This is a genomic window from Mycolicibacterium tusciae, from assembly GCF_002086795.1.
GTDB classification, from domain to species: domain Bacteria; phylum Actinomycetota; class Actinomycetes; order Mycobacteriales; family Mycobacteriaceae; genus Mycobacterium; species Mycobacterium tusciae.
This window is the reverse complement of the sequence record NZ_MVIM01000001.1, coordinates 57653-77867: the sequence shown is the minus strand read 5'-3', so window position 1 is coordinate 77867 and position 20215 is coordinate 57653. Positions and strand designations below refer to the sequence as shown.

Annotated in this window: 18 protein-coding genes; 11 read left to right on the top strand and 7 right to left on the bottom strand. The window is 64.7% G+C overall.

All coding sequences use genetic code 11. The annotated features are described in order from the left end of the window. The first annotated feature begins 65 nt into the window (after positions 1–65). Positions 66–1460: a purine-cytosine permease family protein gene (locus BST47_RS00315; protein ID WP_083123218.1), complete on the top strand. Its 1395-nt coding sequence runs from the start codon at positions 66–68 to the stop codon at positions 1458–1460. Here BST47_RS00315 and BST47_RS00310 read toward each other — a convergent pair. Next, positions 1424–2290: an alpha/beta fold hydrolase gene (locus BST47_RS00310; RefSeq protein ID WP_207568493.1), complete on the bottom strand. Its 867-nt coding sequence runs from the start codon at positions 2288–2290 to the stop codon at positions 1424–1426. The genes BST47_RS00315 and BST47_RS00310 overlap by 37 nt on opposite strands. Before the next feature lie 87 nt (positions 2291–2377). On the opposite strand from BST47_RS00310, the gene BST47_RS00305 reads away from it, so the two are divergent. After that, on the top strand, positions 2378–3097 hold the full coding sequence (locus BST47_RS00305; protein WP_107528804.1) for a YwaF family protein: 720 nt from the start codon (positions 2378–2380) through the stop codon (positions 3095–3097). Here the strand turns inward: BST47_RS00305 and BST47_RS00300 are convergent. Next, the gene (locus tag BST47_RS00300; protein ID WP_083123215.1) at positions 3061–3495 is read right to left on the bottom strand and encodes a MerR family transcriptional regulator; all 435 of its coding nucleotides are present in this window, start codon (positions 3493–3495) and stop codon (positions 3061–3063) included. The genes BST47_RS00305 and BST47_RS00300 overlap by 37 nt on opposite strands. A gap of 47 nt (positions 3496–3542) precedes the next feature. Between BST47_RS00300 and BST47_RS00295 the strand changes: the two genes are divergently transcribed. The 3 genes from BST47_RS00295 (at position 3543) to BST47_RS00285 (ending at position 5608) form a co-directional block, all read left to right on the top strand. Next, entirely contained in the window at positions 3543–4157 is a 615-nt protein-coding gene (locus BST47_RS00295; protein ID WP_083123214.1) for a class I SAM-dependent methyltransferase, read from the top strand. A gap of 71 nt (positions 4158–4228) precedes the next feature. Further along, positions 4229–4756 (top strand): phosphate-starvation-inducible PsiE family protein, encoded by a 528-nt coding sequence (locus BST47_RS00290; protein WP_083123213.1) that lies wholly within the window; start codon positions 4229–4231, stop codon positions 4754–4756. Between the two features lie 33 nt (positions 4757–4789). Continuing rightward, the gene (locus tag BST47_RS00285; RefSeq protein WP_083123212.1) at positions 4790–5608 is read left to right on the top strand and encodes an acyl-CoA thioesterase domain-containing protein; all 819 of its coding nucleotides are present in this window, start codon (positions 4790–4792) and stop codon (positions 5606–5608) included. A 14-nt stretch (positions 5609–5622) separates the two neighbouring features. Here the strand turns inward: BST47_RS00285 and BST47_RS00280 are convergent, their stop codons facing one another. Then, entirely contained in the window at positions 5623–6330 is a 708-nt protein-coding gene (locus tag BST47_RS00280) for a hypothetical protein (protein ID WP_083123211.1), read from the bottom strand. A 139-nt stretch (positions 6331–6469) separates the two neighbouring features. Here BST47_RS00280 and BST47_RS00275 point away from each other — a divergent pair, with 139 nt between their 5' ends. The 5 genes from BST47_RS00275 to BST47_RS00255 are packed head-to-tail and all read left to right on the top strand — an operon-like array spanning position 6470 to position 12991. Next, the gene (locus BST47_RS00275; RefSeq protein ID WP_083123210.1) at positions 6470–6919 is read left to right on the top strand and encodes a helix-turn-helix transcriptional regulator; all 450 of its coding nucleotides are present in this window, start codon (positions 6470–6472) and stop codon (positions 6917–6919) included. 5 nt (positions 6920–6924) lie between these two features. Beyond that, positions 6925–7335, top strand: a complete 411-nt coding sequence (locus BST47_RS00270) for a VOC family protein (RefSeq protein WP_083123698.1) — start codon at positions 6925–6927, stop codon at positions 7333–7335. After that, positions 7336–9690 carry an ATP-binding cassette domain-containing protein gene (locus BST47_RS00265; protein WP_083123209.1) on the top strand — a complete coding sequence of 785 codons (2355 nt, stop codon included), beginning with the start codon at positions 7336–7338 and terminating at the stop codon, positions 9688–9690. Positions 9691–9707: 17 nt separating this feature from the next. Next, positions 9708–11495 (top strand): flavin-containing monooxygenase, encoded by a 1788-nt coding sequence (locus BST47_RS00260; RefSeq protein WP_083123208.1) that lies wholly within the window; start codon positions 9708–9710, stop codon positions 11493–11495. Further along, positions 11492–12991, top strand: a complete 1500-nt coding sequence (locus BST47_RS00255) for a flavin-containing monooxygenase (protein WP_083123207.1) — start codon at positions 11492–11494, stop codon at positions 12989–12991. The genes BST47_RS00260 and BST47_RS00255 overlap by 4 nt, the downstream gene beginning before the upstream one ends. A 10-nt stretch (positions 12992–13001) precedes the next feature. On the opposite strand, the gene BST47_RS00250 is transcribed toward BST47_RS00255, so the two are convergent. Further along, positions 13002–13664 (bottom strand): cysteine hydrolase family protein, encoded by a 663-nt coding sequence (locus BST47_RS00250; RefSeq protein ID WP_083123206.1) that lies wholly within the window; start codon positions 13662–13664, stop codon positions 13002–13004. A 71-nt stretch (positions 13665–13735) separates the two neighbouring features. After that, positions 13736–14173, bottom strand: a complete 438-nt coding sequence (locus BST47_RS00245; protein ID WP_083123205.1) for a hypothetical protein — start codon at positions 14171–14173, stop codon at positions 13736–13738. A 277-nt stretch (positions 14174–14450) separates the two neighbouring features. Here BST47_RS00245 and BST47_RS00240 point away from each other — a divergent pair, with 277 nt between their 5' ends. Further along, positions 14451–16073 (top strand): cation:proton antiporter domain-containing protein, encoded by a 1623-nt coding sequence (locus BST47_RS00240; RefSeq protein ID WP_083123204.1) that lies wholly within the window; start codon positions 14451–14453, stop codon positions 16071–16073. Between the two features lie 63 nt (positions 16074–16136). On the opposite strand, the gene BST47_RS00235 is transcribed toward BST47_RS00240, so the two are convergent. Then, entirely contained in the window at positions 16137–18233 is a 2097-nt protein-coding gene (locus tag BST47_RS00235; protein ID WP_083123203.1) for a hypothetical protein, read from the bottom strand. Positions 18234–18236: 3 nt separating this feature from the next. Then, positions 18237–19286 carry a LamG-like jellyroll fold domain-containing protein gene (locus tag BST47_RS00230; protein WP_083123202.1) on the bottom strand — a complete coding sequence of 350 codons (1050 nt, stop codon included), beginning with the start codon at positions 19284–19286 and terminating at the stop codon, positions 18237–18239. Positions 19287–20215 lie beyond the last annotated feature (929 nt).

Genomic DNA, 20215 nt, shown 5'->3' with positions numbered 1-20215 from the left:
TCGCTTTCGATTATGTTCCTCGACCTGTGCGGACTCATGACCGCCCGTCATGATCGAATGACCCCATGCCGGACGAGGGAGCCAGAAGTGCGCTGACCGAATCGACATTCAGCGGTCACCGCCCCGCAAAGGCGGGGGATCTGTCGGTCGAGACCCACGGCATCGCGCCGATCGGCGAGGATCAGCGATACGGAACGCCGGGACGGCTGTTCACGGTGTGGTTCGCCCCGCAGGTGAACGTGGCGAGCTTGTTCAGCGGCACGCTCGCGATCGTGCTCGGGCTCGGCTTCTGGCTGGGACTGCTGGCAATGATGATCGGGACCGTACTCGGCTCGATGATCGTGGGCTACCTGTCCACGTGGGGGCCGCGCACGGGAACGGGGCAGCTACCGAACGCCCGCATGGCGTTCGGCGGGACGGTCGTAATTCCCGGTGTCTTGCAATGGCTTTCGTCGATCGCATGGACGGGATTGGTCGGACTCTTCGGCGGGGAGGCGCTACAAGCGCTGCTCGGCATCCCGTTCTGGACGGCGGTGCTGATAGTGCTCGGGGTCCAGGGCGTCGTCGGCTTTTTCGGCTACGAACTGATACACCGCGTACAGGCGGTGCTCAGCGTGGTGCTGTTCGTGACCTTTGTGGTCTTTGCGGTGAAACTCGTTGGCGGACATCAGATCATCACTCCACCCGCCGTATCGGGGGCTGACCTTGCCGGTGCCTTCGTCCTCGAGGTGACCATCGCTTTCAGCCTCGCCGTCTCGTGGGCCAGCTATGCCGCCGATTTCAGCCGTTACCTGCCGGTGGAATCGTCGCGGATCAAAGTCTTCGGCTTCACGGTTGCCGGACTCGTGTTGTCCTACACGTTCATTCAGGGCATTGGGATCGCTGCTGCCGATGTGATCGGCGAGCACACCGCAGAAGGCATGCGCGCGGTGATGGGTGGTGGCCTGCTGGGAGCACTGGCGCTGGTGATCATTGCGGTGGCATCGATCGGGTCAGGTGTCATGAACGACTACAGCGGATCACTTGCATTGCAGACCATCGGAGTCAGAGTGCGCCGGCCGGTGTCTGCGGTGATCGTGACGGCCTTGGCGTTCGCGCTGATCCTCTGGCTGAACGCCGCCGACACCGCGACCCGTTTTCTGGACATCCTGCTGCTCGTCAGCTACTGGGTTCCGGCGTTCGTCGCCGTCGTCGTGATCGACTGGGCGCTGCGGATCCGCGGCAGGGCAAGCCTCAACCCGGCCGAGGAGCCGACGGACAGACGCGATGCCGCCGTCGCGTTGGTGGTGTTCGTCGTGGCGTATGTCGCGGCCATCCCGTTCATGAACACGTCGTTGCTCCAAGGGCCCGTCGCGGTCGCGTGGCACGGCGCCGACATCGCCTACTACGTCAATCTGTTGGTCGCTGCTGTCCTTTACGGCGGCTACCGCTTAGTGCGCAGGCGCGGCGAATCCGTGTGACGCGTGGTGTCGATGAAGTCATCGATCAGGTCCACCACTTCGCCCGGCCGTTCGACGTGAGGGAAGTGACCGACGCCCGCGAGTACCTCCAGCCGGCTTCCCGCGCGTGCTTCGTGGAGGGCGTAGCCATGCTCGACGGGAATGATGCGGTCCTGGTCGCCCCAGATCACCATCATCGGCATCTCAGCGGTCACGTGCAGCCGGTTCAACGCACTCACCGCTTGGCCGCGGTGGTCGACGACCGAGCGCAAAGTCCGCAGGAAGGCCTGTCGCGTCTCGCCATCGGCCAGCGAGGAATAGGCGCTCCACATCTCGGCGCCACGAGGTGATTGAATCCCGGCGGTGGACAACCACGAGCGCAGTTTGTTGCCTGCCGTGAGCACCGGGCGTGGCGCGATGACCGGCAGGATCAACTCGGCTCCGGGGGCGGACAGCATGCGAAGCGTCCAGCCGACATCGGGTCCCAGGCCGCCGCTGCTGATGAGTATCAGCCGCTCGCAGAAGTCGGGATGCTGGTAGACGAACTGCATGGCGACGCCGCCGCCCAACGACTGGCCGATGATCGTCGCCCGCGACACGTCCAACTCATCGAGCAGGTCCCGCAACCACACCGCGAACGCGCCCAGCGAGTAGTCGCCGCGCGGCTTCGCGGATTGCCCGTGACCGAGCAGGTCGGGTGCGACAACCCGGTACTTGCGGGACAGCTCGGGGATCACCGCCCGCCACGTCCCGGAACTGCCGGCCATTCCGTGAATCAGGACCAAGGTTTGGGGGCCGGCGCCTACGTCCTGGTAGGCCACCCGGTCCCCATGCAGCTCGAGATACTTCATCTCACTCACCTGAAACGGCCCCCTCGTGGTTTCCAGTCACTATCTACCCGAAAGCGGGGCAAGTGAAGCTGCGGTCAGAATTGTGAGATCAACGCAGTCGGCGAGTTCTCGGTGTACGGCCCGTCACATTGGGCTGCGCTGGCGGTCTTCGTCGCGGGGGCGATCACCGTCGTGTGGCTCGGCCGCAGGCAGACCGAGCGCCAGGCGCGGGTCTTCGGACGGATCGTCGGTGCGCTCACCGCGGCGATCTATGCCGCCGCGTTCGTCAACGCGTTGTCCCCGCCCGACGTGCGGTGGTCGGTGCCGTTGCATCTCACCGATCTGGCGACCATGGTGACCGCCTACGCCATGTGGTCACAGCGACAGTGGGCCTACACGCTGACCTACTACTGGGGCCTGGTACTCAGCGTGCAGGCCTTGATCTCGCCGGTGCTGACCGGTCCCGACTTTCCGCACTACCAATTCCTGGGGTTCTGGGCGATTCATCTGCTGGTGGTCTGGGCGGCGATCTATCTCACCTGGGGCCGGGGTATGCGGCCCGGGTGGCGCAGCTATCGGTTCGTGGTGGTGGTGACGCTGACGTGGGTGGCGGTCACCATGACGTTCAACAGCATCGCGGGCAGCAACTACGGCTTTCTCAACGCGAAACCCGCCACCGCGTCATTGCTCGATGTGATGGGGCCGTGGCCGTGGTACGTCCTGGTCGGGGCGGTCCTGGTCGCCGGCGTGTGGGCGGCCATGACGTGGCCGTGGGAACGGAGGCGCGGACGTCAGGCCGGGTCGTCGGCGTGTTCGTCGGCCAGCTGAGCCACGGTCATACCGTCGACGAGCCGGTCCAGCGCACCGGTCATGGTGGGACACTCGTGTGCGGGATGTTCGGTCGGGCATTGCAGCGCATGCGTGAGGAAGTGTTGCGCGCCCCGCGCCTGCCTGACCACTTCGTCCAATGCGCAGATCTGTTCTCGCACGATTTCACGCCACTGCGGCCCGGGCGCATCGAGCACCGCAGCGGCGGTATCGAGGGAGACGCCGAGCTGCTGAAAGATCTTGATGAACGCCAGACGGCGGAGGTCGTCGGGCCCGTACATCCGCTTGCCGGCCCGTCGGTGCGCAGGACAAGCGAGCCCGCGCTCGTCGTAGTAGCGCAGAGCGGACGTCGACAGCCCCAGCCGGGCCGCCGCCTCACCGATCGGTACGAGGTCCATCGCTTCTCATTTGACTTCAAGCTGACTTGAACCTGCAAGCTCGTAGGATGACCACTCCAGAATCACTTCCGGTCAACCATCACGCCGATCACCACGGCTTTTCTGGTGTGACCGGGGCGATTGTCGGGCTGCTGCTGCTGTGGATGGGACGGGCCAACGCGCGACTGGCCGTCGAGGTCATCGGAGTGTCGGCCGGTGACCGGGTCGTCGACGTCGGGTGCGGCCCCGGTGGTGCGGTGCGGGAAGCCGCACGCCGCGGTGCGAGGGCGACCGGTATCGATCCCGCTCCGGTCATGTTGCGGTTGGCCCGCACCTTCACCCGGGACGCGAGTATCGCGTGGGCCGAGGGCACCGCAGAGAGCGTGCCGCTGCCGGACGGTTCGGCGACGGTCCTGTGGTCGTTGGCGACCGTGCATCACTGGCAAAACGTCGGCATGGGCCTCGGTGAGGCACGACGGCTACTGGCGCCGAAGGGCCGTTTGCTCGCCGTCGAACGCAGGGTGCAGCCTGGTGCGACAGGTCTGGCAAGCCACGGATGGACACAACAGCAAGCGGAATCATTTGCCGCCCAGTGCCGCACATCGGGCTTTACCGACGTGGCGGTCGGCCAACACGGGCATGGTCGTCGCAGCGTTTGGACCGTGATCGCCGTCCGGCCATGAGAGATTGGTCAAGACCACCTCGGGGTAGTAACTGACGGTCAGGTAGATCTGGGGCCCTTTCGGAGGTGCGCATGGCCAAGGCGAAGAGCGGCGAGGGCGACGAGGAAGAACGTCAGCGGTTCGCCGATCGCGCGCTCGGGTTCCTGGAAGACGTCGTGTACTGGGCGATCGCCGTCGTGCTCATCATCGGGTCCGTCGCCCTGCTCGTGGCGCAGTTCAACACGATGCTGAGCCTGCGAAGCGCACCGGCCAAGACAGTGATGCTCGAGGTGCTCGACGGCCTGCTGCTGATCTTCATCTTCGTCGAGCTGTTGTACGCGGTCCGCTCATGTCTCCGATCCCGTGAGATCGTCGCGGAGCCGTTCATCATCGTCGGAATTCTGGCCTGTATCAAGGAGATCGTGGTGTTGTCCGTGGAGGCGGCAACACTACTGAAGGATGGGCCACAGTTCTCGCGTGCGATCGTCGAGGTCGCGGTGCTCGGTGTCGCGGTACTGGTATTGGCGGTGGCTGCCTTCGTGCTGCGTGAGCGTCGACGTGACAACAGCGACCCGGCCGAAGACGATGCGCGAGACGAGGAAAAGGCCGCTTCTGGCTGAGGGGCCGCGCGGTGCCTGTGCGAGGATTCGCGAATGGCAACGGAACCGGCGCATTTCACGCGAACCGAGGACGGCGGGTTCATGCCGACCCGCTTTGCGCTCAGCCACTGGGGCGATGACCATCTGAACGGGCCCGCAGTTGTGGGGCTGTCGGCGCAGGTGCTCGAAAGCCGCTGCGGATCGCCGGACTTCATGCCCGCTCGCCTCACCGTCGACCTATTCCGGGCGGCCCGCTCAGTGTTGACGAAAGTGGACGTGCGGGTGGTGCGTGACGGTCGCCGGGTGCGCAGTGCGGAATGCGATGTGCTTCAGGACGGCCGGGCGGTCGCACGCGCGACGTTGGTCCAGTACCGACGCTCGACGGCGCCACCCGGGGTTTTGTGGACCGCACCGATCGCTCCTCCGTCGCCACCACCTCCGGATGATCAGACGTTGCCCTTCATCGGCAGCGCTGCCGGCTGGACGCGCAGCCCGGCGGCGCATCAGAACGACTCACGCAAGAGCTTCTTTTACGGAGGCATCAATGCCGTTGCGGAGGAGCAGATCTCGCCGTTCGTACGGGCCGCAATTGTCGCCGAGTCGACCAGCCTCGTGACCAACTTGGGCACGAAGGGTGTCGGCTACATAAACGGCGATCTGACCGTCGCGTTGTCCCGGCTGCCGGTCGACGACTGGATCTGCATTCGGGGTGATTCGCACTGCGCGTCGGACGGGATCGCCGTTGGAACAGCCACGCTGTTCGACCACGAGGGTGCATTCGCATCGGGGATGACGACCGCCGTCGCGAACCCGGCGGCGCAGATCGACTTCGCGAACAAGCCCTTTCCGCCGACCGGTATCAACTACGAGTAGCAACTGCGAGTGGCTTACCAGCGGCTGGTGCTGCCGTGCTTACCGACTTCCGCTGAGGTGGGCGGTGTTACGGGCTTGGGCGCGACGCTGATCGGTGCCCGGGTGACGCCGATTTCCGGTTTCGGCGCTCGCGACCCCGAACCGCCACCCGACGACGGGTATTGGGGCCGGTACACCGGCGCGTCCTGTGCCGGTGGCGGCGGGGGAGGCGGCGGCGGTGGCGGGGCGGGCTGACTGGTCAATTCGGGTGCACCGCTGGTGGACGTCGGTTGCACACTGCTGGGCGTCGGTTCCGTCGACGGTGTGTTTGTCGGCGCCTCCGGTCCCGGGCTGCGCAGCAGCAGGGGGAGGAGTGCCAACACCAGCACAACGGCGATAACCCCGAGCAGCACGATCAGGCCGCGTTTGGTGCGATACCACGGCGTGGGGGCGGGCTTGAACGTCAGCGAGTCTGCAGGGGAGCCGGGGCGACGGTCGAGGAACGGCTTGGCATAGGAGAAGGCCCTGGCGGTCTCTTGGGTGTCGGCGATGTCCGTCAGGTCATCGGCGTACTCGGGTTCGCCATCGACGTAGCCGTTGCCGTATCCGGAATATTCGTCCTCGACCACCGGAATCGGCTCGGTGATCGGGTCGCGATGACCGCAGCCTGCGAACCCGTTGTCGGGGTCGGGCGACGAATCGTCGTCGATATCCCTTCCCCACAGGGCGATGCGCTCGGCCATGCTGCGACTTTACCGTTCTCAGCTGCGGAAAGCCGAAATCGGGACGGGCAGCCTGAAAGGCTGTTCACAACAACGACATTCAATTGAGCACGCCGGATGGTCCACGTGGTGGCGTCGGGTGCCACGTAACATATCGTGCATGAGTAGCGGGCCGGTCGACGAACAGCGCCTGCGCGACCTCAGACTGTTGCGCACAGTCCGCGACCGCATGGACCGCGAATACGCCCAGCCCCTGGACGTCGAGGCACTCGCCCGTGGGGTGAACATGTCGGCCGGGCACCTGTCGCGCCGATTCAAGAGCGCATACGGCGAATCGCCATACTCCTACCTGATGACCAGGCGTATCGAGCGGGCGATGGCCCTGCTACGACGCGGCGACATGTCCGTCACCGAGGTCTGCTTCGCCGTCGGCTGCTCGTCGCTTGGCACCTTCAGCACCCGGTTCACCGAATTGGTCGGTGTTCCGCCCAGTACCTACCGCGTACAGACGGCCGGCGCGTCCGCAGGCCTACCTCACTGCGTGGAGAAGCAAGTCACCAGACCGATCAGGAATCGAGAAGCGCCTGCGGTATCGCTGCACATAACGTGAGCGCCATGGACATCACCATCAACTCCAGCATGCTCCCGCACGACGACCCGGATGCTTCCTTGGCGTTCTACCGCGACACCCTCGGCTTCGAAGTCCGGCTCGACGTCGGAGAGGGAAAGATGCGCTGGATCACGGTCGGGCCTCCCAACCAGCCCGACACCAACGTCGTCCTCTATCCGCCGACCGCCGCGCCGGGCCTTACCGAGGATGAACGCCGCCTCATCGCCGAAATGATGGCCAAGGGCACCTACGCCCAAATCAACCTGGCAACCAAGGACCTCGACGCGACCTTCGAGCGTGTCCAGGCCGGCGACGCCGAGATCGTTCAGGAGCCAACAGAGCAGCCCTACGGTGTGCGTGACTGCGCGTTGCGTGATCCCGCAGGCAACATGGTCCGTATCCAGGAGCTGAGCTGAGTGGGTCATGCCGCCGACAGCCACGACCTGATCCGCGTGCACGGCGCCCGTGAGAACAACCTCAAGAATGTTCACGTCGAACTTCCCAAGCGCCGGCTCACCGTGTTCACCGGTGTCTCGGGGTCGGGAAAGAGCTCTCTTGTCTTCGACACCATCGCCGCGGAGTCGAAGCGGCTGATCAACGAGACCTACAGCGCCTTCGTCCAAGGCTTCATGCCGACGCTGGCACGGCCCGAGGTCGACGTGCTCGAGGGTCTCACAACGGCGATCATCGTCGATCAGCAGCGGATGGGCACCGATCCGCGCTCCACCGTCGGCACCGCCACCGATACGGGGGCGATGTTGCGCATTCTGTTCAGCCGTCTGGGTAAGCCGCACATCGGTTCACCACAAGCCTTTTCGTTCAACGTCGCCTCGATCAGCGGCGCCGGCGCCGTCACGATGGACAAGGGTGGTCGGACCGTCAAGGAGCGCCGTGAATTCAGCATCGTGGGCGGTATGTGCCCGCGCTGCGAGGGACGGGGTTCGATCAACGACATCGACCTGACCGCGCTCTACGACGACACCAAGTCGCTCAACAAGGGCGCACTCACCATCCCCGGGTTCTCCATGGAGGGCTGGTACGGTCGAATCTTCAACGGCTGCGGCTTCTTTGACCCCAACAAGCCGATCAACAAGTTCACCAAGAAGGAACTGGACGCTCTGCTGCACAAGGAGGCGACCAAGCTCAAGATCGACGGCGTCAACCTCACTTATCTCGGGCTGATTCCGCAGATCAAGAAATCCTTCCTCGCGAAGGATGTCGAAGCGATGCAGCCGCATATTCGCGCCTTCGTGGAACGGGCGGTGACGTTCACGACGTGTCCGGACTGCGGCGGCACCCGGCTATCCGACACCGCGCGGTCGTCGAAGATCAAGGGCCGCAGCATCGCCGATGTCTACGAGATGCAGATCAGCGATCTGGCCGAATGGATCGGCGGCATCACCGACAAGTCGGTGGCCCCGCTGGTGAAGTCGTTGCAGCACACCATCGACTCCTTCGTCGAGATCGGGCTGGGGTATCTGTCGCTCGGTCGGCCGGCAGGGACCCTGTCCGGCGGTGAAGCCCAGCGCGTCAAGATGATTCGCCATCTCGGGTCGGCGTTGACCGACGTCACATACGTCTTCGATGAACCCACGGTCGGGCTGCATCCACACGACATCGCGCGGATGAACGAGCTCTTGCGGCAGCTGCGCGACAAAGGCAACACCGTCCTGGTGGTGGAGCACAAACCCGAGGTGATCGCGATTGCCGATCACATCGTCGACCTCGGTCCCGGCGCAGGTGGCGACGGTGGCCAGGTCGTCTACGAAGGCACGATCGACGGGTTGCGCAAGAGCAGGACCGTAACCGGACGCCATCTCGACGACCGCGCATCGCTCAAAGACTCGGTGCGCGCATCGTCCGGCGCAATGGAGGTTCGCGGCGCGTCGACCCACAATCTGCAGAAGGTGGATGTCGACATCCCACTCGGCGTGCTGTGTGTGGTCACCGGCGTCGCCGGCTCCGGCAAGAGCTCTCTGATCAGCGGCTCGATTGCGGGCCGTGACGGCGTTGTGGTGATCGACCAGGCGCCGATCCGCGGATCGCGACGGAGCAATCCCGCGACCTACACCGGCTTGCTGGATCCGATCCGCAAGGCGTTCGCCAAAGCCAACGACGTCAAACCGGCGCTGTTCAGCGCCAACTCCGAGGGCGCATGCCCGACCTGTAACGGCGCCGGGGTGATCTTCACCGAGTTGGGCGTCATGGCCACCGTCGAGTCGCCGTGCGAGGAGTGCGAGGGTAAGAGGTTTCAAGCATCGGTGCTGGAGTACACGTTCGGCGGTCACAATATCGCCGAGGTGCTGGCCATGTCGGTGGCCGACGCGCTCGCGTTCTTCGGTGCCGGCGACGCCGCCAACCCGGCCGCGCACAAGATCCTGGACCGCCTCACCGACGTCGGTCTGGGCTACCTCTCGCTCGGCCAGCCCCTGACCACGCTGTCCGGTGGTGAGCGGCAGCGGCTCAAGCTCGCCTCGCAGATGGGGGACAAGGGCGACATCTACGTCCTCGACGAACCGACCTCGGGCCTGCATCTCGCCGACGTCGAACAGCTGCTGGGGCTGTTGGACCGCCTTGTCGATGCCGGTAGGTCCGTGCTCGTGATCGAGCACCACCAGGCGGTCATGGCGCACGCCGACTGGATCATCGATCTCGGTCCCGGCGCCGGTCACGACGGTGGCAGGGTGGTCTTCGAGGGAACGCCGGCTGACCTTGTCGCCGAGCGGTCCACGCTGACCGGCAAACATCTCGCGAAATACGTCGACGCCTGACTGAGATTCGCGGCAAGATGCCGGGCGTGGAGTTCGACGTCGATGCGCTGCGGCAGAAATATGCCCAGGAGCGGGACCGCCGACTGCGTCCCGACGGCATCGAGCAGTACGTCGAGATCTCAGGCGTGTTCGCCGGCTTCGCGACTGATCCCTGGAGCGATCGGGACTTGACCCGCGACCCGCTGTCCGATGAGGTCGATGTCGCGATCATCGGCGCCGGGTTCGGCGGGCTGCTCACCGGGGCTCGCCTGCGCGAACTCGGTGTACGCAGCATCCGGTTGATCGACAAGGCCGCCGACGTCGGAGGCACGTGGTACTGGAACCGGTACCCCGGTATAGCCTGCGACGTCGAGTCGTACGTGTACATGCCGCTGCTCGAGGAGCTGGGCTACGTTCCGACCGAAAAATATGCGAAGGGCCCTGAGATCTTCGCGCATTGCCAGAGCATCGCCGAACACTATGACCTGTACCGCGACATCTGCCTGCAGACCGAGGTGCAGCAGATCCGCTGGGACGCCGAACTGCAGCGCTGGATCATCACGACCAATCACGGCGACAGCATGCGCGCCCGCTTCGTCGCGATGGCCAACGGATATCTTCAGAAGCCGAAATTGCCTGGCATCGAAGGAATTTCTGACTTCGCCGGGCACACGTTCCACACCAGCCGGTGGGACTACGACTACACCGGGGCCGACCTGGCGAACCTGGCGGACAAGAAGGTCGGGATCATCGGGACCGGCGCGACCGCCATCCAGTGTGTGCCGCACCTCGCCAGGGCCGTCAAGGAACTGCTCGTCTTTCAGCGCACCCCTTCGACCGTCGACGTGCGTGGCAATCGCCCAACCGATCCCGACTGGTCGGGGTCTCTGCAAGACGGATGGCAGCGCCGTCGCATCGAGAATTTCCAGCTGCTCACCGCGGGCGGTGAAGCCGACGAGGATCTCGTCGACGACGCGTGGACGAGCATCGTCAAGAAGCTGTTCGTCATGCGGCAGACCCGTGTCGAGGGAATGTCCGACGAAGACCGTTTGCGCGCTGTCGAATTGGCCGACTTCGCCAAGATGGAAGAAATCCGGGCCCGCGTCGATTCGATCGTGACGGATCCTGCGACAGCAGAGGCGCTCAAACCCTGGTACGGCTACTTCTGCAAACGGCCCTGCTTCCACGACGACTACCTTCAGTCGTTCAACCGGGACAACGTGACGCTCGTCGACACAAGAGGTAAGGGCGTCGAGCGCATCACCACCGACGGTGTGGTGGTCGACGGCCAGGAACACAGCATCGACTGTCTGATCTTCGCAACGGGTTTCGAGGTCGGCACTGACTACTCGCGACGGACCGGCTTCGAGATCATCGGCCGGGACGGGGTCACGATCACCGACAAATGGCAAGAGGGTGTGCAGACACTGCACGGCCTCGCGGTCAACGGATTCCCGAACTGCTTCATCCTGTCGATCGCTCAATCCGGGTTCACGGTGAACTTCCCGTATCTCCTCGATGTGCAAGCGCGTCACACCGCAGAGGTCATCGCGTGGGCGTTGAACAATGACGCAGCGGAATTGGAGGCGACAGTCGACGCCGAATCGGCGTGGGTCGACACCGTGGTCGCACGTTCGGGGGCGAGCGCCGACCGCGCGAAATCCTGCACACCGGGCTACTACAACCGGGAAGGGCAGGCGAACGCGAAGACGCGACAGGGCAGCTTCTTTTATGGCACGCCAACCGAATACGCCGACATCCTCCAAGCGTCGCGCGCGAACGGCGCACCGGAAGGGTTCGAGATCCGCACAGGTATCCATCGATGAGGAGGCGATACCTAATCGGTCGTCTTCGAGCGCTGACCCGCCGCAGCAGATCTCCCCGGGTGGCGATCATCGGAGCCGGCTTCGGCGGGATCGCCGCGGCGGTTGCGTTACGACGCAAGGGTATCGACGACATCGTGATCATCGAACGGTCCGACGGCGTCGGTGGCACCTGGCGGCAGAACACCTACCCGGGTGCGGCGTGTGACATCCAGAGCCACCTGTACTCGTTCTCGTTCGCGCCGAACCGCCACTGGACCCGCACCTACGCCTACCAGCCCGAGATCCTCTCGTACCTGGAGTCGGTAGCCGATCGCTTCGACCTGCGCCGGCACCTGATGCTGGGGACGGGCGTGCACAAGATGGTGTGGAGTGAGCAGCAGAAGCACTGGGACATCGAGCTCGCCGACGGCCGGAGCCTCGTTGCGGACGCCGTCGTCAGCGCGGTGGGATTGTTCGGCGCCGCACGCTATCCCGATATCGAGGGCATCGCGGAATTCACCGGCCAGCTGATGCACACCTCGCAATGGGACGCGGGTGTCGACCTGACCGAAAAACGGGTCGCGGTCGTCGGCACCGGCGCCAGCGGCGTGCAGGTCATCCCGGAACTCGCCGCCATCGCAGGGCAGCTGACGGTCTTCCAGCGCACGCCGCCGTGGATGGTGCCGAAGGAGGATCGACCCTACAGCCCCGACGAGCTCGCGCGCTTCCGCCGGCTCCCGTGGGCCGCTCTACGTGAGCGTTGGCGGTTGTGGAAGCTGCAGCACGACAACACGGCGTTGACGCCCGAGCATCCACGAATGGCCGCGGTTCAGGAATTGTCGGCGAACTTTCTGCGCCGCCACGTCGAAGACGATGCGATGCGTGACGCTCTGACCCCGCGGTATCCGTTTCGGTGCAAACGCGTACTGCTCGGCGAGAAGTATTATCTGGCATTGCAACACCCGCATGTCGGCCTCGTGACAGATCCGATCCGGCGAATCACCGAGTCAGCCGTGGTCACCGAGAGCGGCCGCGTCGTCGAGGTCGACGCCATCGTCTTTGCGACGGGCTTCGAGACGAGCAGTTATCTCTCGGGACTCGAGATCGTCGGGCTCGACGGCGAAAACCTGCATGACCGTTGGGGTCTGGATCCTCAGGCGTATCTCGGCGTCGCCGTGAGCGGTTTTCCCAATTTCTTCATGTTGTACGGACCGAACACCAACCAGGGCGCGAACTCGATCATCTACGTCCTGGAGGCCGGCGCGCGCTTGGTGGCCAGCGCGGTCTGCCGGTTGGCCGGGCGCGGCGGCTATCTCGACGTGCGTCCGGACGTCGAACAGCGGTACAACGATCAGATTTCGGCCGACCTGGACCGGACGATCTGGACGCAGTGCGATAGCTACTACCGATCGCCCACCGGACGGATCGTCACGCAGTGGCCGCACTCGGAATTGGACTACGCGAAGGCGACGTGGCGCATACGGTCACGAGATTGGCTGCACCACACCGACGCTTGAGCGTCCACCATCAAGCCTTGCCGCCCGACGCCATGGCGTCGGTCGTTTCGGCGGTGGATCGGACAGCGTGTGCGAGGAAGGCGTAGTTCACCATCGCGGCGGAATAGCCGTCACCGAACGTTGGGTGACGGGGCCCGGCGGTGGCATCGCTGACCACCGCGACCTGAAAACCGTGCTCGAGCAGATCCCGCAGGTGCGATTCCACGCAGATGTTCGCGAGCATGCCGCACAGAATCACCTTGCCGATGCCACGCTTACGCAGCTGCAGAACCAGGTCGTTGGTCTGCGGGCCCCACACCTTGTGCGGGCTGGCTACCACGGTCGTCGGCGCCTCGATGAACGGCCGCAGCTCATCGAGCCAGTCCGCGCCGGAACCGGCGAAGCCGCTGAGGTCAAGCGAGCCGACGCGCGCAAAAGTGTCGGTACGGAGCTCATCTGTTTCCAACGGGCCGTTGAACAGCCAACTGTGGTCTGTCGGATAGAAGTAGTGCGGCGAGACAAACACCGGATAGCCCTGCGTGGTGGCCGCGGTGAGGATCGCGACAAGGTTCTCGACGGTTCTGTTCTCGGTCACACTGGCGGAAAGCACTTCCCAGTTCTTGCCCGACGGGCTGAGGACATCGTTCTGCGGGTCGATCACGACGACCGCGGTGTCTGTGCGGTTGAAATTCACGTGCGACTCTCTTTGGGGGTTTCGATTTCAGCGCAGAAGCTCTGGGCTGCCAGTCGGATGCGAACCGGCTGTCAGCGGCTGGGCTTCTTCGGCGTCGAGCGGGCTCTGGATTTGTCGGCGGCAGGAGTTGACCCACGACCGGCCAGCCGCCCCAGGGTGGCGACGCCGGGCAGTGACGATACGGCGCCATAGACCTCGTTGCCGGTTGCGACGAGTGCTTCGAGTTGCGGCAGCACCGCGTCCATCGTCCTGATCATCGGGTCGGCCAGCGCCAAATAGCGTTCGGCACGGTCGATTGCCTGATTGAGTCGCTCCGTCGCGACCGCAAGGTTCTCGATCAAATCCGGCAGCTGACTCGCAAGCTGTATCGACGCCGGCGGGATACGCAACGCCGCGCCGGCGGCGGACTGCGCCGTCTCTGCGGCCTCCCGCGCGGCGGCCTGAGCATTGTCGGCCGCCGCCTGCGCTGCCGCCAAGATGTCTTTCGGGCCCGGAACTTTGCTCGCCATCTGTCAACTGTGCCGCACGTTCATGGGACTGTCTGTCCTTTCGCCGATCGGCTCGGCCGATTCTCGGGTGAGTCTGTGGACCCGCAATTGCACCCGACGGGGGCGGAAACAGTCACTGTGACGTATTGACCTGCGGCACAAGGCGATTAGGGGAGACGATCCGGCGGGTTCCTCCCCTCCAGCCCACGGGATTGAGCGGTCAGAGCCACGTCCAAAGAGGAATCCGGCGGTTGCCGGGATACTTGGAGAACTCGACACCTAGGGCAAGGGGCTGCGCGTGACAGTAGTCGCCATCTATCTCGTCATCACGTTCGGTCTCGGCGGCCTGGCGATGGCGCTGCGTCTGCCGCCCCTGGTCGGGTTCCTGGCAGCGGGGTTCGTCATCAACGCCCTCAATGTGGGGGACGTTCCACAGCTGGATGTGCTGGCGGATTTGGGCGTCACGCTGCTGCTTTTCGCGATCGGCCTCAAGCTCGACGTTCGCATTCTGCTGCGCCGCGAGGTGTGGTTGACCACGTCCGTGCACATGCTGGTCAGCGTTGTGTTTGGAGGTGTCGCCATGTGGCTGGGCGCCCTGGCCGGGGTCGCGATGCTGTCCGGGCAGAGCGTGCAGACGATCGCCCTGTTGGCCTTCGCGCTGTCCTTCTCCAGCACGGTGTTCGTGGTCAAAGTCCTCGAGGAGCGCGGTGAATCGCACGCGCTCTACGGCCGCGTCGCCATCGGCATCCTGGTCATGCAGGACATCGTCGCTGTCGTTTTTCTGACCGCCACCAGCGGTCATCTGCCCAGCCCCTGGGCGCTGACGTTGGTGCTGCTGTGGCCACTGACCCGAGTCGCGCGCAAGATCTGGAGCCGGCTGGGTCACGGCGAAATGCAATCGCTTTTCGGGATCGTGATGGCGTTGGTGCCCGGGTATGCGCTGTTCTCCGCGGTGGGGCTGAAGGGCGACCTCGGCGCGCTGATCATCGGCGTCCTGCTGGCCTCGCACGCGGCGTCCTCCGAGCTGTCGCGTTCGCTGTTTCACATCAAGGAGCTGTTGCTGGTCGGGTTCTTCGTCTCCATCGGCCTGACCGGTCTGCCGGATCTGCCGACCATCGGCGTCGCACTGCTGATGGTGCTGCTTCTGCCGTTCAAGGCCGGTTGGTACGTCCTGCTGTTGTCGCGTATGAGGTTGCGGCATCGCACGGCGCTGCTCGCTGGGCTCGGGCTGATGAACTACTCGGAGTTCGGTTTGATCGTCGTGTCGGTAGGTGTGTCCGCAGGGCTGCTGGCGGAGGCCTGGCTCGTGGAGATGTCGATCGCGGTGGCGATGAGCTTCGTCCTCGCGGCGCTGGTCAATGGTCGCGGACACCTGATGGTGGAGAAGATCGCGGCACGGCTACCCGACCAGGACGAAAGCGCCCTTGTCCCGGAGGAACGCCCGGCCGATGCCGGGGACGCCGAGGTGGTGGTGATCGGCATGGGCCGGGTTGGGTTCGCGGCCTACCAGCGAATGACCGAGCACTACGGGTTGCGAGTGATCGGGGTTGATTACGACGGTCCCCGAGTCCAGCGACTCGCGGAGGACGGCCTGAACGTCATCGAAGGCGATGCGACCGATCTGGATTTCTGGCACCAGCTCCGACACTCGGAGTCGGTGCGCATTGCGGTGCTGGCGATGCCGCGTCACGGCGCCAACGTCACCGCGCTGGCATGTCTGCGCGAGTCAGGTTTCGACGGCAGGGTCGCAGCGGTCGCCCGGTACGACGATGAAGTTCAGTGGGCCAAGGACCACGGTGTCGACATCGCCTTCAATGTCTATGCCGGCGCGGGTTTGGAGTTGGCCGATCAAGTGTCTGACGACGAGGCACCCCGAGCTCCGGTCGAGCCGGCCGAGGATGGACCCGCAACCGGGCCGTGACGACGCAACAACCCTGGGGCTAAAGGGGCGCCAGTTCGTGAAGCTTTGCGGCAGCCCTCTCGGTTACGGCCGCGGGAAGAAACCCCGGGTGATGCCGTCCTCCAAGGCGCGCAGGAACATGTCGACGTAGTCGGGGAACTTCGGCCCGCAGCGCCGCGACATCGGGTCGGTGCTGACCCGTTGACCCCAGCGGCCACGGAAGCCGCGTTCGTTGTCGTCGTGCGGCCACCACACCTGAGTGTCCCGGTCGACGACGAAGTCGTAGGTGCGTCCAGCCAGCACCAGATTCCTTCGGGACCGCCAAACCTCGACGCGGCCGACCGCGTCCGGCACCGACACGTCGGATGGCCGAACCGCGATGCCGCCGGCCGGGGAAGCCGGCGCCTGCTCGGGGTCGGGCTTGTCGTTGCCCGGCCCGGTGGCGCCGAAGGGATGGTCGATCAAGGAGGTTTCGAGCAGGATCGCGATGGTGCCGATGATCGGGATTATCGCCTTGGCGATCAGAGCGACTACTTCCGCCGTCGACATGGGATCACCGGGAATGTCGCCCGGGGCCAGTACGGGGTTGTCGTAGCCGCCGCAGCCGCGCGGATTCTGTTCCGGCGGATAGGGATCGACGTCGTGTTCGCCGGGTTTCGTGTAGAGGCTGTGCGACCCCTTGGCCACATAGAGACGCGGATGCTCACCGTTGACCTCGGGTTGGAGTGCCACGGGCCCGGAGGTGGGACGCCACCTCTCCACCTTCATGACGGTCCGGTCCTCGGCGTCGAATTGGTAAGGACGATACGCCGGCGCGCCGGCGACATCGACCTGCGCCGGGCGTGATCCGGTGTGTCCGAAGAACTTCGGCGTGTACCGCGCCGGATCCTGTGAGCCGTCGCCTTCGAGCAGGATCGCGAGGCATTGCCAATCACCGGCGTGGCACGACACCTCGACCGCCGTGACGCTGGAGCACTCGTCCTTGCCGACCGACTGTTCGTGAGCAGGGAAGAACAGGTAGTAGCAGAGCAGCGTCGGGTGGTCCAGACCCAGCGACTCAAGTGTTTTGCGCAGGTTCGGCGGCCCGCCGGCCAGAGAGCGCAGGCGTTCAGTGTGGAAAACCTCGGCGTGATACCAGAATTGGCTGGCAGCCAGTTCGCCTCGATAGGCGTCGACGATCGCGTTGCGGTTGGCGTAGAGATTCGTGCTGTCCGCCGTCACGCCCGGTTCGGCCGACTCGTCGCCGTCCTTCCATGCGCCGAGTTCCAGGTAGCGGGCTTCGTCGTCGCCCTCGGAGAGGTTGTCGCCCAGGAAAGTTCCGCCTTCGGATCTGACGGCGGCCAACTTCTTGCGCTCGACGATGCGTCGCCAATTGCTCTTGTCGTCGTAGGGTGCCGTCGCCGACCACAGCGCGGCGTGCTCGACGAAGCGCTTGGCATCGCTTGGAAAGAACTTCTCGTCGGGATGCAGGAAGAGGATGGGCTCGAATCGCCGGATGAGCGTTTCGTCGTTGGTGGGCGGTGGCGTCGTGCCGGATGCCGAGTCGATCTCGACGACGATAGCGGCCGCGTTGGCCGCTGTCGCCCACGTCCAGCGGACATTGGGAACGACGGTGCTGGCGTCTTGGGTCTGGAGTGCACCACCCTGGCCCAGAAACTGCGCGGGCACCTGCTCGTGAATCTCGACGAAACCCGCGCCCGGAGTCACGCTTTGGGGGCCGTCGAGTGCGATCCCGGCGGCGGCGAGATTGCCCGCGTCGCCACCAGCTAGAGCGGCCGTGAGCGACGTGCCGGTGGCGGTCGTCTTGACTGCCTGCTTGACGGCCGCCGCGCCGAATGGGGCAGAGGTGTCGACATCGTCGAACTCGAAGAGCGACCACGCGCAGAAATCCTGGCTCCGGCCGCCGAAGTCGATGGTCACTGCCCCGGCAGTGGTGGGGCCCAGCGCACGAAGGCAGCTGAGCCTGCGACTGTTTCCGGCGCCGAACACGATGCTGTCGACCAGCGCCCACACCAGTCCGTTACCGGTGATGGTCGGCACCGGCGGCGTGCCCGCGAAGGCGGGGGCCGCACTCGTCACGTAGATCAGGACTAGGGCGTCCGTGCGAGGCGAGATGGAATCGGTGGTAAAGCTGGCGGCGTCGGCGGTGTTCGTGGCGGAGGTCAGGCTGCGGCGTGCCATGCTCTACTGCCCCTCGGCCCGGAAGCCGGTCATCATGTCGATGAACTCACGATCGCAGTCCGGCAACTCCAGCCGCCCCAACAGCTCTCTGACACAGGAGTCTTGATAGAACTCTGCGAAACCCGCGCCGGTCGCCGGATCCAGGCCGGCGCTCCGCAGGGCCGCGAGGAACTCGGCGAGCACCGCCGGGATCTCGTCGAGCCGGCCCGCCGACCACAACGAGCGGTAGCGTCGCGTCGCCTCGGCCAACTGCGACCGCAGCGGCTCGCCCTGATCGAGGATCGTGCGCAGTGACGCAGCGATCGCCTCGTTGAGCAGCACGACGGTGGTCCGCGCGCAGTCCGGGTCGGAGTTCATCAGCTCGACGAAGTCGCGGCTCCACTTCTTCCAACACTCTCTGACGGAGTCGTCGACGGGACGGTCGGTGAACTCGTCGTTGACCCGATGCGGGTTGCGCCGCCACACCTTGACGTCGTCGATGTAGCCGCTGAACTCATTGGAGAAGGTTCCCCCTGGGCGCTCGGAGGCGCCAATAGTGGCGAAGCGTTCATCCGAGCCGAGCGGTGACACGTTGCGATGCTCGAGGACGAGCCGGCCGTCGAGCCAGAAGCCGGTCGACATCAGTCCATCCCACATCCACGTCAGCGTCACCCACCTGCCCACGGGAACCCGGACGCCAGTGTGGCGCGTCGTGGTTCCACCACCGCCGATGTGAGCGAACGAGTAGTTCGAGAACATCACCCCCTCGTCGACCCCGAAGTAGAAACCGGGTCCGTCGACGACGGTGCCGTCGGCGACGCCGTCGAAGAAGCAGACGGCTTCGATGCGCGCCCCGGTGCATGGGCGCCAGACGCGGGTCAGTGGGACGCGCACGCATTTGCCCGGGCCCAGCCTGACGGCCCCGGAGCCGTCGGTTACGCCGTCGGCGAGGTAGTCGTTGGCGCTGAGTCCGATTGCTGTGCCGTGGCTTCCACGATCGGGGGACTGGTCGAAAATGACGCCTGGAGTGCCGCTGTAGGCGTGATGAAGGATGAGCTGCCACGGGTCTGCCATCGCATTCCCTCCGAGTCCCACACGCACCGGGCAAGAATCTGAGGGTATAGCAGACGGCCCGTCACCGGACTGTTTCAAGGAGTGGTATACGGCTTGTGTGAGAGATCAGTACTCAAACCTTCGTAGCGGCGGCTGCAGAATCTCTCGACTCCGGGCACTTGATGACAATGCTTGACACTGAAAATCATTGCGTGGGAATCCAATTCGTCCTTCAACACTCAGGCGACACATCCGGTTTAGCCACGGTGTTACGTCACTGTGACGTATTGGCAGCGCCACACGGTGCTACCACCGATATGTCGCGAGAGAGAATCAGGCATACGGAAGCTTCCGCGGACTCCGTCTGGCAGCCGGCCCAATCACGTGAATGCCGCTCGGAATGTCGACCTCGGTGTCGCACAGGCAATGGTCAATGACCCAGCGGCGCAAGGCAATTCGTCACTGTGACGTTTCGAGGGCTGTCGACGGTACGGAGGAGGAGCCGCCGAGGACTCGGCAGGCGGCCCCGAGCAAGCTGGCATCGACATCTCGTCACCCAACAACGAAAGCATTCATCAAGTGATTGAAATCGACTCACGGCTGCGGCGACGGCCAAAGACGAACGTTGGCGCAGCCGAGAAGCTTGGCCACCTCCCGTTGCATCCCGCGCCATCGCTCAGAGGTGCGAGTCGTTGCACGTAATGCAACTCGCCCCTGGTCGAACAAGTGCCGATAAGCCACATTATGTCAAGTTAAGGCTCATCGAATCAGGGACGTTCCAAGGACCACCGGCGGTATCCAATATGGCTGCATAATGCGAAGTGGCCTAACGGGTTTAGGCGTTGGCGGTCGTCGTAACGAAGCGGTGCATCAGCATTGCTCACTCACCCAGTCGCTGACAATGTGCAGAAATGAATTCTGCAGCTGCTGAATCAGGAGCGATTCGTCGG